The 14112-nt window shown below is 70.7% G+C and carries 14 protein-coding genes; 1 reads left to right on the forward strand and 13 read right to left on the reverse strand.

Going from position 1 to position 14112, the window contains the following annotated elements; translation table 11 throughout:
• The first annotated feature begins 21 nt into the window (after positions 1-21).
• A complete protein-coding gene (locus U5C87_RS21440) occupies positions 22-561 on the forward strand; it encodes a DUF4282 domain-containing protein (protein ID WP_330474421.1) in 540 nt (179 codons plus the stop codon).
• Between the two features lie 86 nt (positions 562-647).
• Here U5C87_RS21440 and U5C87_RS21445 read toward each other — a convergent pair whose 3' ends face one another.
• The 13 genes from U5C87_RS21445 to U5C87_RS21505 form a co-directional block, all read right to left on the reverse strand.
• Complete coding sequence (locus U5C87_RS21445) at positions 648-1658, reverse strand: agmatine deiminase family protein (RefSeq protein WP_330476733.1); 1011 nt, start codon at positions 1656-1658, stop codon at positions 648-650.
• A gap of 20 nt (positions 1659-1678) precedes the next feature.
• The gene (locus U5C87_RS21450; RefSeq protein ID WP_330474422.1) at positions 1679-2641 is read right to left on the reverse strand and encodes a nitrilase-related carbon-nitrogen hydrolase; all 963 of its coding nucleotides are present in this window, start codon (positions 2639-2641) and stop codon (positions 1679-1681) included.
• 122 nt (positions 2642-2763) lie between these two features.
• Positions 2764-3507, reverse strand: coding sequence for a hypothetical protein (locus tag U5C87_RS21455; RefSeq protein ID WP_330474423.1), 744 nt, complete (start codon positions 3505-3507; stop codon positions 2764-2766).
• The gene (locus tag U5C87_RS21460) at positions 3491-4153 is read right to left on the reverse strand and encodes a hypothetical protein (RefSeq protein WP_330474424.1); all 663 of its coding nucleotides are present in this window, start codon (positions 4151-4153) and stop codon (positions 3491-3493) included. Before U5C87_RS21460 ends, U5C87_RS21455 begins: the two co-directional genes overlap by 17 nt.
• Positions 4154-4177: 24 nt before the next feature.
• Positions 4178-5473 carry an MCE family protein gene (locus U5C87_RS21465; protein WP_330474425.1) on the reverse strand — a complete coding sequence of 432 codons (1296 nt, stop codon included), beginning with the start codon at positions 5471-5473 and terminating at the stop codon, positions 4178-4180.
• On the reverse strand, positions 5470-6711 hold the full coding sequence (locus tag U5C87_RS21470; protein ID WP_330474426.1) for an MCE family protein: 1242 nt from the start codon (positions 6709-6711) through the stop codon (positions 5470-5472). The genes U5C87_RS21465 and U5C87_RS21470 overlap by 4 nt, the downstream gene beginning before the upstream one ends.
• Complete coding sequence (locus U5C87_RS21475; RefSeq protein ID WP_330474427.1) at positions 6708-7925, reverse strand: MCE family protein; 1218 nt, start codon at positions 7923-7925, stop codon at positions 6708-6710. The genes U5C87_RS21470 and U5C87_RS21475 overlap by 4 nt, the downstream gene beginning before the upstream one ends.
• The gene (locus U5C87_RS21480) at positions 7925-8956 is read right to left on the reverse strand and encodes an MlaD family protein (protein ID WP_330474428.1); all 1032 of its coding nucleotides are present in this window, start codon (positions 8954-8956) and stop codon (positions 7925-7927) included. Before U5C87_RS21480 ends, U5C87_RS21475 begins: the two co-directional genes overlap by 1 nt.
• The gene (locus U5C87_RS21485) at positions 8953-9984 is read right to left on the reverse strand and encodes an MCE family protein (protein ID WP_330474429.1); all 1032 of its coding nucleotides are present in this window, start codon (positions 9982-9984) and stop codon (positions 8953-8955) included. Before U5C87_RS21485 ends, U5C87_RS21480 begins: the two co-directional genes overlap by 4 nt.
• The gene (locus tag U5C87_RS21490; protein WP_330474430.1) at positions 9981-11348 is read right to left on the reverse strand and encodes an MCE family protein; all 1368 of its coding nucleotides are present in this window, start codon (positions 11346-11348) and stop codon (positions 9981-9983) included. The genes U5C87_RS21485 and U5C87_RS21490 overlap by 4 nt, the downstream gene beginning before the upstream one ends.
• On the reverse strand, positions 11345-12211 hold the full coding sequence (locus U5C87_RS21495; protein ID WP_443082085.1) for an MlaE family ABC transporter permease: 867 nt from the start codon (positions 12209-12211) through the stop codon (positions 11345-11347). The genes U5C87_RS21490 and U5C87_RS21495 overlap by 4 nt, the downstream gene beginning before the upstream one ends.
• Before the next feature lie 10 nt (positions 12212-12221).
• Complete coding sequence (locus U5C87_RS21500) at positions 12222-12992, reverse strand: MlaE family ABC transporter permease (protein WP_142176951.1); 771 nt, start codon at positions 12990-12992, stop codon at positions 12222-12224.
• A gap of 1 nt (position 12993) precedes the next feature.
• Complete coding sequence (locus U5C87_RS21505) at positions 12994-13962, reverse strand: ABC transporter ATP-binding protein (protein WP_030194132.1); 969 nt, start codon at positions 13960-13962, stop codon at positions 12994-12996.
• Positions 13963-14112: the final 150 nt, after the last annotated feature.

The raw sequence follows: 14112 nt of genomic DNA on the forward strand, positions 1-14112 counted from the left end.
TCTCCTGCCGAGAGGGAAGCCATGTCCGACCAGAACCCGCCCGAGCAACCGTCCTTCAACCGGCCGGCCGGTGGGGACCCCACCACGCCGATCCCGAGCAGCCCTGGCGTCCCGCAGGGCGCCCCCCAGGGCAGCCCGCCCCCCAGCAGCGTCCCGCCCTCCCCGGCGCCGGGCGCCGGCAGCACGCCGCCCCCTCCCCCGCCGCCGGTGTCGCCCGTCGGCGCACCGTCGGGCGGCCCGAGCGGGATGTCGAGCATCCCCGACCCCGCCAAGGAGGGCGCGGGATTCTTCACCGCCTTGTTCGACTTCAGCTTCACCAACTTCGTGACGCCGATCCTCGTGCGGTTCGTCTACCTGCTGGCGACGGTGGCGCTCGTGGCGACCTGGCTGATCTTCGTCTTCGCCGGCTTCGCCAACAGCGCCGGCGCCGGGCTCGGGGCGCTGATCCTCGGGCCGATCTTCGTCGTCATCTACCTCGCGGTCATCCGCATGACCCTCGAGTTCTACCTCTCGGTCGTGCGCATGAGCGAGGACATCCACAAGCGGCTCCCGCAGGCCTGACCCTCAACCTGGTCGAGTGCTCACTTCCGGACAGTCACGGCCAAGACGGTCTTCGCCGCGGAACGTCCGGAAGTGAGCACTCGACCTCAGAGGGACGGCTGCTGCTGGGTGATGCAGTGGATGCCGCCTCCGCGGTCGAAGAGCGGACGCGCGTCGACCCCGACGACCCGGCGTCCGGGGTAGGCCTCGGCCAGGACGGCGAGGGAGGCCTCGTCCTGCTCGTCCCCGAACGTGCACGCGATGACGCCGTCGTTGACGACGAGGTGGTTGATGTAGGACCAGTCGACCGGTCCCTCGTCGTCGACCAGGGTCCGCGGCGCCGGCACTCCGACGACCTCGAACCGCTCGCCGCGCGCGTCCCGGGCGTCCTCGAGCACCTCGCGCAGCGCCTTCGAGACAGCGTGGTCGGGGTGCGAGGGGTCCTGCTGCTCGTGGAGCAGCACGACTCCGGGGCTCGGGATCGTGGCGACGATGTCGACGTGGCCCCGGGTGCCGAACTCGTCGTAGTCACGGGTGAGGCCGCGCGGCAGCCAGATGCACGTCGTCGCGCCGATGGTGCGGGCCAGCTCGGCCTCGACGTCGGCCCTGGTCAGGCCAGGGTTGCGTCCCGGGTCGAGCTGCACCGTCTCGGTGAGCAGCACGGTGCCGAGCCCGTCGACGTGGATGCCGCCCCCCTCGTTGACGAGGGTCGAGCCGACGACCTCGGCGCCGCTCAGGCCGCCGACGAAGGCGCCGATGCGAGCGTCGTGCTCCCAGCTGGCCCAGGCCTGGGCGCCCCAGCCGTTGAAGACCCAGTCGACCGCACCCAGCCGCGCACCGTCGACGGAGCGCACGAACGTCGGGCCGATGTCGCGCATCCAGGCGTCGTCGAGGGCCGCCGGGACGAGCTCGACGTCCGGGTGCAGCAGCGCCTCGGCGACCGCGAGGTCGTCCGGCACGACGACCATGCGCACCGGCTCGAACTCGGCGACGGCGTTGGCGACGGCAGCCCAGGTGCGACGTGCCGTCTCGACCTCGTCCAGGCTGTCGCCCAGCGTGTAGCCCTGGCTCGGCCAGGCCATCCACGTGCAGTCGTGCCGCGCCGTCTCGGACGGCATGACCCAGGCGGGGGCGTCGGTCACTGCTCCCCCTCGCGACGGTGCTCGTCGCGCACGGGAGCGGTCAGGGCGGCATACGAGTCGGGACGGCGGGTCTCGAGGAAGGGGAAGAGCTCGAGCCAGTCGCGGCGCTGCGCGAGGTCGAGGTCGGCGACGAGGACGGCGGCCTCGTCGCGTGGGGCCTGGACGAGGACCCGACCGTAGGGGTCGGAGATGAAGGAGCTGCCGTAGAAGGTGATGAGGCCCTCGGTGCCGAAGCGGTTGGGCACGACCATGAAGAGCCCGTTGGCGATGCCGTTGCCGACGATCACCTGCTGCCACAGCGGCTGGGTGTCGAAGTCGGGGTGGTCCGGCTCGGAGCCGATGGCCGTGGGGTAGCACAGCACCTCGGCGCCGCCGAGGGAGTAGAGCCGCGCGACCTCGGGGAACCACTCGTCCCAGCAGGTCGGCAGACCGAGCCGGAGCGACGGGTCCTCGAGGGCCACCACGGGGTACGCGTCGTCGGCCGGGCCGGGCCGGAAGTACTTGTCCTCGTAGTAGCCGGCCGTGACCGGGATGTGGGTCTTGCGGGTGCGGGCCACGACCTCGCCGGACGGCGCCACGACGACGGCGGTGTTGAAGCCGAGGCCGTCGCCCTGCTCGGCGCGCTCGTAGAGCGAGGCGTGCACGTGCACCCCGAAGTCGCGGGCGGCGGCGCGCGCGAAGGTGACCGTCGGGCCGGACTCGAGGTCCTCAGCGGTCGCCGACGGGGTGCCCTCGGGGAGGGTGTCGGCCGGGTAGCGCGAGAGCGTCAGCTCGGGCAGGAACACGATCGCGGCCCCCGCCTCGGCCGCGGTGCGGATGCCGTGCCGGAGCGTATCGACGAGCGCAGCGGGGTCGTCGACCCATTCGTGCTGGACGAGCGCGACGCGCACGGGTGGCGCCTGCGGCTGGTCGACGCGTGCGAGGGACTCTGGGACGCCATTGGCCTGGATGAGCTTCACAGCGTGCAGTATGCCGCAGGGCCGGCAGGGCGTCCGAGGTCCAGGACACCCTGCCCCGCGGTGTTCCTGAGGTGGCCTCGGGACCACCGCGGGACACCGCGGGACCACCGCGGGGTGTGGGGTCAGTAGGCGGAGAGCTCGCTGACGAGCCAGCGGTCGCCGACCTTGCGCATCGTCGCGATCACCCGGTTCTGGTCGATGGCCGGGGCCTGCTGGGCCTTGGTCGTCGTGGCCTGGTTGACGAACGCCATGACCCGCACCGTGGTCCCCTCGCCGCCGTCGCCGGTGGCGTCCATGACGCCGGCGTCGTAGACCTTCGCCTGGACGGTGGCGTCGTTCTTGACGGCCATGGGCTTGATGTCGGTGGCCGCGACCTTGGTGAACTGGTCCTTGAAGGGGGAGGTCAGCTGCGGGGTGACCTCGTCGACGTGCTTGTCGAAGGAGGCACCGCTGTAGCTGAGGAGGCTCTCGAGCGTCGTCCGCGCCGAGCCGACGGCCGCGCTGCGGTCCCCGTCGCCCAAGTTCGGGCGCAGGGCGTAGACGAGGGAGCCGACGAGGGCCGCGAGCGCCAGGGTGGCCGCGATGGCGGAGACCCACAGGCCCGCCGACGTGCGTGGCGCCTTCTCCTCCGACGGGGCTGACGGGGCTGACGGGGCTGACGTGCGGGCGCTGTCGTCGAGGTCGCGGTCGACGGCGGGCGCGTCCACGACGGGCTCGTCGGCGGCCTCGCTCGACGTGGTCGGGCGGTCGAGGACCAGCGTCGAGGAGGGCCCGCCCGTGGCGGGGGTGCGGCGACGGGCGCCTGCCACGCGCTTGCGGGCGCCGGCCGGGGCGGCGGGGCGGCGGGGATCAGCTGACGAAGTCAAGAGTGCTCACCTTCCAGGCGTCGCCGACCTTAACGAGGTCGAGCCGGAGCCGGTACGTCTTCTTCTCCGCCGTGGGGGTGGAGGCGTTGGAGGTCGGGGCCACGACCCCGACGATGACCTTGGCGGAGTCGTCGTCGCTCGAGACGAGCGAGGCCTCGGCGCGCTCGACCGTCGAGACGGTCTTGTTGGCCGTGACGACGGGCTTCAGCTGCGCCAGCGTCGAGGCGTACTCCTTCTGGAACGCGCCGGTGGACTCGGCGAGCACGCGCTTGGTGTCGGCGTCGAACGTTGCGGCGTTCATCGTCACGAAGTTCACGGCGATCTGCCTGCCGGCAGCCAGGGCAGCCGCGCCGTTGTCGGCCTCGCGCTGCTGCTGCCACGCCGTCCGGCCGAGGGTGGCCGCGACGGCGACCGCCGCAAGCAGGAGCACTGCGGTGACGGCCCACAGCAGGCGGGGTGTGGGCCGCCACGTGCGGACACCCCTGAGGCCCGCACGTGGCGCGTCATGGGGACCGGCCCCCTGCACGGTGTCAGCGGCGTCGGCGGCGTCTGCGCCCTGGGGGTCGGCGTCGGGGTCCGGGTGTGCCGAGGGCTCGGGCGACCGCGGGGGCCGCTCTGCCTCCGAGCGGGTGGTGACCATCGTCATCGAGGGGTTTCCTTCCGTCACCGGCTAGCGGAGCGCCTCCTGCATCATCCAGAGCCAGCTCGTGCCGTTGTCGGTCCGTGCGTCACCGGTCGGAGCGACCGGCGACTGTACGGACAACGACGAAGGGCTGCCCGAGGTCACGGCCCGGTTGCCGAGAGCCACGGGCGTCGCCCCGAAGGCCATCGGGTAGCTTTGGCCGCTCTGGCCCCCGCGGGTCGGCTTCGGGGCGTTCTGCGCGCCGCGCACGTTGACCCCCGAGCCGCGCGAGGCGGCGCAGTGGGCGTCGAGGTTGACCGGGGGCAGGCCGGTGGTGCGGTGCGGGTCGATCTTCGTGGTGCCCTCGTAGCCGGCCTCGCAGGCCTTGGGGTCATCGACGTTGAGGACCAGACCGAAGTGGGCGGTGCCGTCTCCCGGAACGACCGAGAAGCCACCCGTGACGACGTCGGGGTAGGTGACGAGCAGCTGCTCGATGCCGTCGAGGCGGGCCGTCGTCACGTTGCCGATGGTGATGAAGTTGGCGAGGAGCGCTGCCAGGCTCTGCTTGTTCTCGGAGATGAGGGCGTCGAGCTGCTCGACAGCGACCGAGCCCCGGTCGAGGACGACGCGCAGGTCGGGGTCGGCCTCGCGCAGCGCGCCGGCGACGTTCGCGAAGCCGGACACGCTGGTGCGGATGTCGTCCCCGCTCCTGACCTGGGTGTCGAGCACGATCCGCCCGTCGTCGATGAGACGGGTGGTCTCCGGCAGCGCCTCGGAGGCGGCGGCGGTCAGGGAGTCGCCCGAGTCGATGAGCCGCTGCAGGTCGGAACCACCACCCTTGAAGGCCTCGGCGAGCTCGTCCACGGAGGTCACGAGCGCGTCGCGAGGCACGGACGACACGGTGTCGTCGACGTGCTGCAGCAGCTGGTCGATGCGGAGCGGGAAGGCTGTGCGGGCTCGCGGGATGACGTCACCGGCTGCGAGGAACGGGGCGCGTGAGGTGCGCGGCTGGAGGTCGAGGTACTGCTCCCCCACCGCGGAGCGGTTCTCGACGACGGCCGAGGTGTCCTTGGGGATCTCGGTGCCGCGGTCGAGCCTCGCGTCGACGGCGACGCCGTTGCCGGACAGGCGCAGCGCCTCGACCTTGCCGACCGTCACCCCGCGGTAGGTCACCTCGGCGCCCACGAAGATGCCGCCGGACTGCGCGAGGTCCGCGGACACGACGTAGCTGCCTCCGGCGATCTTGTCGGTGAGGCCGACGTAGTTGGCCGACAGGATCGCCACGAGGGTGACGGACAGCAGGGCGAAGGCAGCGAGCTGGAGCCGGACGGTGCGGGTGATCATCGCGAGCCTCCCGTCGGGAAGAGCGTGGACCAGGACGCCGCGTCGGCACCCCCGGCGCCCGACGCACCGGAGGGGCTCGAGCCGAGCAGCCCGCCGGGCAGGGTCGTGGGCAGCGGCACGCCCGGCACCGAGGGCACCTTGACGCTGGGCAGCGGGACGGACGGCACGGGCACCGACGGCAGCGGGACCGAGGGCAGCTGGACGCCGGGGATGCCCGGAAGCTTCGGGAGCTTCGCGACGCCGAGGTTGCCGGCGATCGTGTCGAGGTTGGTGTCGAGCGTCGCCCAGAGGTTGGTGAAGTCGCCCTTGATGGTGCTCTGGGCGTTGTTCGGGAAGGGGTAGGTCAGGAGCAGCTGGTAGCTCTTCGGCAGGTCGTCGCCGGCCTTGTTGAGCTGGCGCAGGATCGGGCTGATCGCGCGGAGGTTGGCCTCAAGGTCGGCCCGCGACCCGCGGATGACGCGGGTGCCGACCTCGCCGAGGTCGCGCAGGGCGGTGAGCATCGCCGTGAGCTGTCGGCGCTGGTCGGCGAGGATCTTCAGGCCCTTGGGCAGCTCGTCGAGAGCGGCGGCGATCTTGGCCTGGTTGCTCGCGAGGGTCGAGGAGAGCCGGTCGATGCTGTCGATGGCCCGGACGATATCGCCCTTCTGGGCGTCCAGTCCCCCGACGAAGGTGTTGAGCTGCGTGACGAGGTCCTTGACGTCGCCGGTGCGCCCGCGCAGGGCGTTGTTGAGCTCCGCCTCGATCGTCTTCAGCTGCGCGACACCGCCGCCGTTGAGCAGCAGGGACATCGCGCCGAGGACCTCCTCGACCTCCGGGTTGCGGCTCGTGCGCGACAGCGGGATGCGGTCGCCCTGCCCGAGCCGACCCTGGGGAGGCGCGTCGGTCGGTGGTGCGAGGGAGACGTACTTCTCGCCGAGCAGCGAGGTCTGCTTGAGCTCGGCGGTGGCGTTGTCGGGCAGGACCACGTTGCCGGGGATGCGCAACCGCACGGTCGCGGTCCAGCCCGTCACCTGGATGTCCTCGACCTGGCCGACGGTGACCTGGTTGAGCTTCACCGACGACTGGGGCACGAGGTCGAGCACGTCGGCGAACTCGGCGGTCACGGTGTACGAGTCGTCACCGGTGCCGGCGCCACCGGGCAGGGGCAGGTCGTACGCGCTGCACCCACCGAGGGCGAGGGAGGCCAGCACGACGACGGCGCACCGGCGTGTGGAACGGGAGCGGACGGCATACGTCATCGGGATCCTCCGAGCAGTCCGCCGAGGGTGGGGTCGGCGCCGCGCAGGTCGACGAGACCGCTCGGCTGCGGGGTGCCTTGCAGCGCAGCGCCGTTCGGCAGCGACGGCAGGGTGGGCAGCTTGAGCAGCAGCGCCTTCTTGAGGGCGTCGCACAGCTTGGTGTTCCCGGTCCGGGTGGGGCCGGTGAGGATCGAGCACATGAGCAGCAACGGGTCGTCGAGGCCCTTGGCGTTGTTGCGCGTGTCCAGCGTGCCGGTCTGGGGGTGGTAGGCGTTCTGGAGGTTCGACAGGGCCACCGGCGCGTTCTCGAGGACCTGGGCGAGCGCCTGACGGTTCTTGGCGATCGTCCCGGTGACGGCCACCGCACGGTCGAGGTCGCTCTTGAGCAGGGCGCGGTTGTCGGACACGAAGCCCGACACCTCGTCGACGGCGACACCGAGGCTCTCGAGCGTCGCCTTGAGGTTCTCGCGCTCCTCGCTCAGCTGCGTGGCGACGGTCGCGAGGTCGGAGTTGAGCCGGCGCACCTGGCCGTTGTTGGTCGCGAGCATCGAGGTGAAGGACTGGAGGTTCTTCACCGTGCCGAAGAGGTCGTCGCGGCTGCCCGACAGGGTCGACAGGGCGGTCGACAGGTCGTGCACCGTGCCGTTGATCTTGTCGCCGTTGCCGTCGAGGTTGGCCGCGGAGGTGCGCAGCAGGTCGTTGAGGGCGCCGTCCTTGTTGGCGCCGTCGGGCCCAAGGGCGACCATGAGGTCGTCGAGGCTCTGCGACACGCGGTCGAGCTCGACGGGAACCGCCGTGCGCGACATGGGGATCCGCGTCCCGGCTGCGAGTGCCGGGCCGGCCTTGTAGACCGGCAGCAGCTGGACGTAACGGTCCGAGACGAGGGACGGCGCGACGATGGCGGCCTGCGCCGAGGCCGGCACGCGGTACTTGTCGTCGTAGCTGAAGGTGACGTGCACGTGGTCGCCCTCGGGGGTCACGCTGTCGACCTGACCGACCTTGACGCCGAGGATGCGGACGTCGGAACCGGGGTAGAGCCCGACCGCGCGCGTGAAGTCGGCGCTGACCGACGTCTGGGCCTGGCGCGGCCAGAACACGACGCCGGCGGCGACGAGCCCGACGACGACGAGGGCCGTGACGAGCTTGCCGAGGACGGTCACGGGGGCGTGCAGCCGGCCGAACGGCATACGACCTGAGCTCTCGCGGGCGGGCATCAGCGACCACCTCCGGAGGTGCCGGGAAGGAGCAGGTCGGGCAGCTTCGTGCCCGGGAGGGCGAGACCGGGAGTGCCCACGGGGACGACGAGGTTGGAGACCCACGTGTCGAACCAGCGCCCGGTGCCCAGGGTGTTGGCGTAGACGCGGGTGAACGGCCCCATGGCCTGGATCGTCTTCTCGAGGTCCGCGTCGTGCTTCTGCAGCATGGCCAGCGTCTTGTCGAGCTCGGCGAGCGCGGGCTTCAGCTGGGCCCGGTTGTCACGGGCGAGGCCGGTCAGCTGCTTGGACAGCGCCGAGGTGTTGCGGAACAGCGTGCGGATGTCGTCGCGGCGCTTCACGAGCTCGACCATGAGCAGGTCGGCGTCCTTGATGAGGGTGCTCACCTGCTCGTTGCGGCTGCGCACGAGACCGCTGACGCTGTTGGCCCGCTTGAGCAGCGAGCCCAGCTCGGCGTCGCGGCTCGCGACCGTGCGCGAGAGGCGGGAGAGGCCGTCGAGCGTGGCCCTGACGTACTGCGGGCTGTCCTTGAACTCGGTCGCGATGACGCTGAGGGACTTGGCGAGCTGGTCGGTGTCGATGCGCTCGGTCGTCGTCGTGAGGTCCTGGAAGGCGTTGATGACGTCGTAGGAGCTGACCGTGCGCGTGACGGGGATCTGCGCGCCGGCGTCGAGCTGGCCCTGGCCCTTGGGGTCGAGGGCGACGTACTTCTCGCCGAGGATCGTCTTCATGCGGACCGACGCGCCGGTCTGGGGCCCGAAGCTCGCGTCCTCGGTGATGGTGAAGTCGACGCGGACGTGACCGTCCTCGAGGTCCACCCCGGTCACCTTGCCGACCTTGACGCCCGCGATGCGCACGTCGTCGTCGGGCTTGATGCCACCGGCCTCGGAGAAGGCGGCGCTGTAGTCCGTGCCCCCGCCGATGACCGGCAGGTTCGAGGCGTTGAACGCCAGGTAGAGCACCACGGCGATGACGATCAGGCCGATCGCACCGATCGGGACCGGGTTGCGCTCTCGGAAGGGGATGCTCACGACTGGCACCTCGCAGACGACACGTCGTAGGTGGGGGTCACACCGGGCAGCAGCGGGCTCTTGGTGTCGAACTTGCAGAGGTAGAAGTTGAACCACGACCCGTAGGTCGCCGTGCGGGTCAAGGTGATGATGCGGCCCGGGGCGCCCGTGATGAAGTCCTCGAACTCCTTGACGTTGGCCGGCTTGTTGAGGGTCGTCGCGAGGGTGCGCAGCTGGGCGACGTCGTCCTTGATGAGCGGGCGCGTGGAGACGAGCAGGTCGGCCGTCTCGGCGGACAGCGTGTTGATGCCGGACAGTGAGCGGCCGATCGTCTCGCGGTCGGCCGCGAGGCCGCTCGTGAAGCGCTGCAGCTGGTCGATGAGCGAGAGCAGCTGCTGGTCGTGCGCGTCGACCGTCCCGAGCACGGTGTTGAGGTTGTCGACCGTGCGACCGATGACGGCGTCGCGGTCGGCGATCGCGGAAGTCAGGCTGGCCGTCTTGGCCAGGAGCGTGTTCACGTCGCCGCCCTCCCCCTGCAGGGTCTGGATGAGCAGGCCCGACAGCTCGTTGACGTCGCTCGGCGACAGCGCGGCGAAGAGCGGCTTGAAGCCGTTGAAGAGCACCGTGAGGTCGAGCGCCGGGTGGGTGCGCGACAGCGGGATGGTCGAGCCGTCGGCGAGGGGCGCGGGGGCGCCGGCGCCCTGGGTCAGCGCGAGGTAGCGCTGGCCGACGAGGTTGCGGTACTTGACCGTCACCTCGGTGCCCTGGGTGAGGACCGAGCTCTTGAGCACCGAGAAGTCGATCTGGGCCGTCGCGCCGTCGGACGTCGAGCCGGGGGCGACGCGCACGTCGGTGACCTCACCGACCCGGACGCCGGCGATGCGGACGTCCTGGCCCGGGATGACTCCCGTCGCGTCGCTGACGTCGGCCGTGTAGGTCGCCTTGGACCCGAGCTGGATGTTGGCGATGGTCAGCGCGAGGATGCTCGTCGCGAAGAGCGTGACCGCCGCGAAGACGATGAGCTTGATGAGTGAGCCCTTGACCTTCATCGGGTGCTCACCACCGTGCCGCGCATCATGGGTCCTGCGAGCAGGGTCTGGATGCCGCTGGAGCCGTCGTCCGCGGGCTGCCCGTTGCGGGCGAGGAGCGCTCCGACGACGCGCTGCTCCTCGGCGGTGCCGGCGCTGCCGGAGTCCGCCGCGGAGGCGTTGCCGAGCATCGCCTGGGGCAGGGCGGAAAAGGGCTGAGCGTTGCTCGCCGGCTGGGTGCCGTCGTCGAAGTGGTTGCCCTTGAAGGGGTTCGACTGCGAGCCGTTCGGGGTGGGCAGCCCGTAGCAGTGGGGTCCGCGCTTGTCGTCCCAGCGCGGCTCCTCGCCGGGGCGGTAGGGCTGCCGGGGAGGCACGACCTCGAGGGTGATGTGGAAGGTGCCACCGGAGAAGGCCGCGTTGGCGCGCGGGAGCCAGTTGACGAGGCCCGAGGCGACGCACGGGTAGATGGGTGAGTACTCCGCGAGCAGCTGCAGGGTGGGCTTGCTGACCTGCCCGACCTGGATGATGCGCTGCTCGTTGTCGCGCAGGAAGCCGGCGGCCTCGTTGGCGAAGCCCGCCGTGCCGACGAGGAAGGCCGCGAGCTGCTGGTCCTTCAGGGCGATGGTCTTGTTGGTGACACGCAGGGACTCGGTGAGCCGGAAGAAGTCGGGGGCGACACCGGCGTAGAGGTCGGCGGTGTCGGCGAGCAGCGAGATGTCTTGTCGGATCGTCGGCATGCTCGGGTTGAGGGCCTTGAGGTAGCGGTCGACGAGCACGAGGTTGCGGCCGATCTGGTCACCGCGGCCGTCGAGGGTGGTCGACAGCGCGTTGAGCGTCGTGGCCAGCTTGGCCGGCTGGACGGTGCGCAGCAGCGGGTAGAGGTTGTCGAGGACCGTCTCGAGCTCGATCGAGACCTTGCTGCGGTCCTGCGGGATGACGTCGCCGGCCCGGATGGGTCGGGCCGGGGTGGCCGCCGTCACGAGGTCGACGTAGCGCTCCCCGAAGAGGGTCTTGGGCAGCAGCCGCGCGCTGACGTTGGACGGGATCCGGGAGACCTCGTCGGGCTGCAGGGCCAGCTCGAGCCGGGCGCCCGTGGGGGTGGCGTCGATGCGGCGCACCTCGCCGACGAGCAGGCCACGCAGCTTGACGTCAGAGCTCTCCTGGAGCTGGCTGCCGAGGCGGTCCGTCTCGAGGGTCACCAGGACGACGGGCGTGAAGCGCTTCTGGAACGACGCGATGGCGAGGCCCACGAGCAGCGCGAGCACGAGAAGGAAGACGAGGCCGTATGCCTTCTGTCCCAGGCGCTTGCGCGTGTGCTGGGTGAGCGGCCCGGGCGTCGACTGGGTGGAGACGTCCTTGACGGCGTCGGTGGGCGGGGCGGTCATCCGGCGATCCTCACGCTCGTCGTGGCGCCCCAGATGGCGAGGGACAGGAAGAAGTCGACGATGTTGATGGCGACGATCGAGGTGCGCACGGCGGTGCCGACCGCGACGCCGACACCGGCCGGGCCACCCGAGGCGGTGTACCCGTAGTAGCAGTGGATGAGGATGATGACGACGGCGAAGACCATGACCTTCGCGAACGACCAGAACACGTCACCCGGTGGCAGGAACAGGTGGAAGTAGTGGTCGTACGTGCCTTCGGACTGGCCGAAGTACGCCGTCGAGATGAAGCGCGTCGCGGCATACGAGCTGAGCAGTCCGAGCACGTACAGCGGGATGACGGCGATGAAGCCGGCGATCATGCGGGTCGTCACGAGGAAGGGCAGCGACGGGATGCCCATGACCTCGAGGGCGTCGACCTCCTCGGAGATGCGCATGGCCCCGAGCTGGGCGGTGAAGCCGCACCCGACGGTCGCGGCGAGCGCCAGCCCCGCGACGAGCGGGGCGATCTCGCGGGTGTTGAGGTAGGCGGAGAAGAAGCCGGTGAAGGCTCCGGTGCCCAGCTGCTCGAGCGAGGAGTAGCCCTGCAGGCCGACCTCGGTGCCGGTGAAGAAGGCGAGGAAGGCGATGACGCCGACCGTGCCGCCGATGACGGACAGGGCGCCGGTGCCGAGGGAGACCTCGGCGAGCAGCCGGATGACCTCCTTCTTGTAGCGGCGCAGGGTGCGGCCGCTCCACGCGAGCGAGCGCACGTAGAAGCGCATCTGCTCGCCGAGCGAGTCGAGCGCCCGGGAGGGGCCCGAGGCGAGGTCGAGCAGCTTCTCGGCGCTCGCGTTGCGGGTCGCCTTCTCGGTCTTGGTCGCCATGGTCGCCTCCTCAGATCTTCTGCGGGACGACTTGGAAGTACACGGCCGTGATGACGAAGTTGACGACGAAGAGCAGCATGAAGGTGATGACGACGCTCTGATTGACCGCGTCACCGACGCCCTTCGGCCCGCCACCTGCGTTGAGCCCCTTGTAGGCCGCCACCACGGCGGCGATCGCCCCGAAGATCAGGGCCTTGATCTCGGCGGTCCAGAGGTCCGGCAGCTGCGCGAGCGCGGTGAAGCTCGCGATGTAGGCACCCGGCGTGCCGCCCTGGACGATGACGTTGAAGACGTAGCCGCCGACGACGCCGACCACCGAGACGAGTCCGTTGAGCAGCACCGCGACGAGCATCGAGGCGAGGACGCGCGGCACGACGAGGCGCTGGATCGGGCTGATGCCGAGCACCTCCATGGCGTCGATCTCCTCGCGGATCTTGCGGGACCCGAGGTCGGCGCAGATGGCGGAGCCGCCGGCCCCCGCGATGAGCAGGGCGGTGACGATCGGGCTCGCCTCACGCAGCACGGCGAGCACGCTCGCGGCTCCGGTGTAGGACTGCGCGCCGAGCTGCCGGGTCAGCGTGCCGAGCTGCAGGGCGATGACGGCCCCGAAGGGGATCGACACGAGGGCGGTCGGCAGGATCGTGACGCTCGCGATGAACCAGGCCTGCTGGATGAACTCCTTGACCTGGAACGGCCGCTTGGGCAGGGCCCGGAAGACGTCGAGCGCGAGCGCGAAGAGGGAGCCGGACTGGCGCAGGACGCCGGTGAGGGGTGCAGCCACGTCAGCCCACCTCCACCCGGACACCGGGGATGCCGGCGTTGCGCGACTCGAACGACCCGGGCGGCGGGGTGACGCCGTTGTCGCGGCACCACGCGCCGGCGGGGCGCTCGGCGCGGCGCGGCTGGCCGTCGCTCGTCGCGAGCTGGAGGGCGATCGGCGGCAGGGGCGGCAGCTCCTGACCGGACTCGGCGGCGAGCTCGTCGGCGTCCTTCTCCTCCGACATGCCGATCGGGCCGATCGTCTGCGCGTTGAGGAACTGGCGCACGACGGGCTCCTCGGAGCTGAGCAGCATCTCGCGCGGACCGAACATGGCGAGGTGCTTGTGGTAGAGCAGGCCGATGTTGTCCGGCACCGTGCGGGCCGTGTTGATGTCGTGCGTGACGATGAGGAACGTCGCGTCGATCTGTGCGTTGAGGTCGACGAAGAGCTGGTTGATGTAGCTGGTGCGCACCGGGTCGAGGCCGGAGTCGGGCTCGTCGATGAGCAGGATCTCGGGGTCGAGCACGAGGGCGCGGGCGAGGCCCGCGCGTTTGCGCATGCCGCCGGAGATCTCGCCGGGGAGCTTGCCCTCGGCGCCGGAGAGACCGACGAGCTCCATCTTCTCGGTGACGATCCGCCTGATCTCGGCCTCGGTCTTCTTCGTGTGCTCGCGCAACGGGAAGGCGACGTTGTCGTAGAGGGTCATCGAGCCGAAGAGGGCGCCGTCCTGGAAGAGGACGCCGAAGAGCTTGCGCACCTCGTAGAGGTCGGCCTCGCGCAGGCGCGTCAGGTCCCGACCGTTGATGACGATCGACCCGGCATCCGGCTTGAGCAGTCCGACGAGCGTCTTGAGGAACACCGACTTGCCCGTGCCCGAGGGCCCGAGCATGACGGAGATCTCCCCCGCGGGAAGCGTGAGGGTCACGTCCCGCCAGATCGTCTGCGAACCGAAGGTCTTGGTCAGACCTGTGACCGCGATCTCCACACCCATGTGGCATCCACCTTTGTCTTCCTGGCCGTCTCGACTCGGCTACGGGGGAAACGACAGGGCGGCACGGAAGTTACGCGCGGGTTCGGTTCGGCGGGCTCGGACGCCCTCACCTGACTACCCTGTGAGAACCATGTGAACGAGGAGGGGTGC

Source organism: Terrabacter sp. C0L_2, from assembly GCF_036352015.1.
Lineage (GTDB): Bacteria > Actinomycetota > Actinomycetes > Actinomycetales > Dermatophilaceae > Terrabacter > Terrabacter tumescens.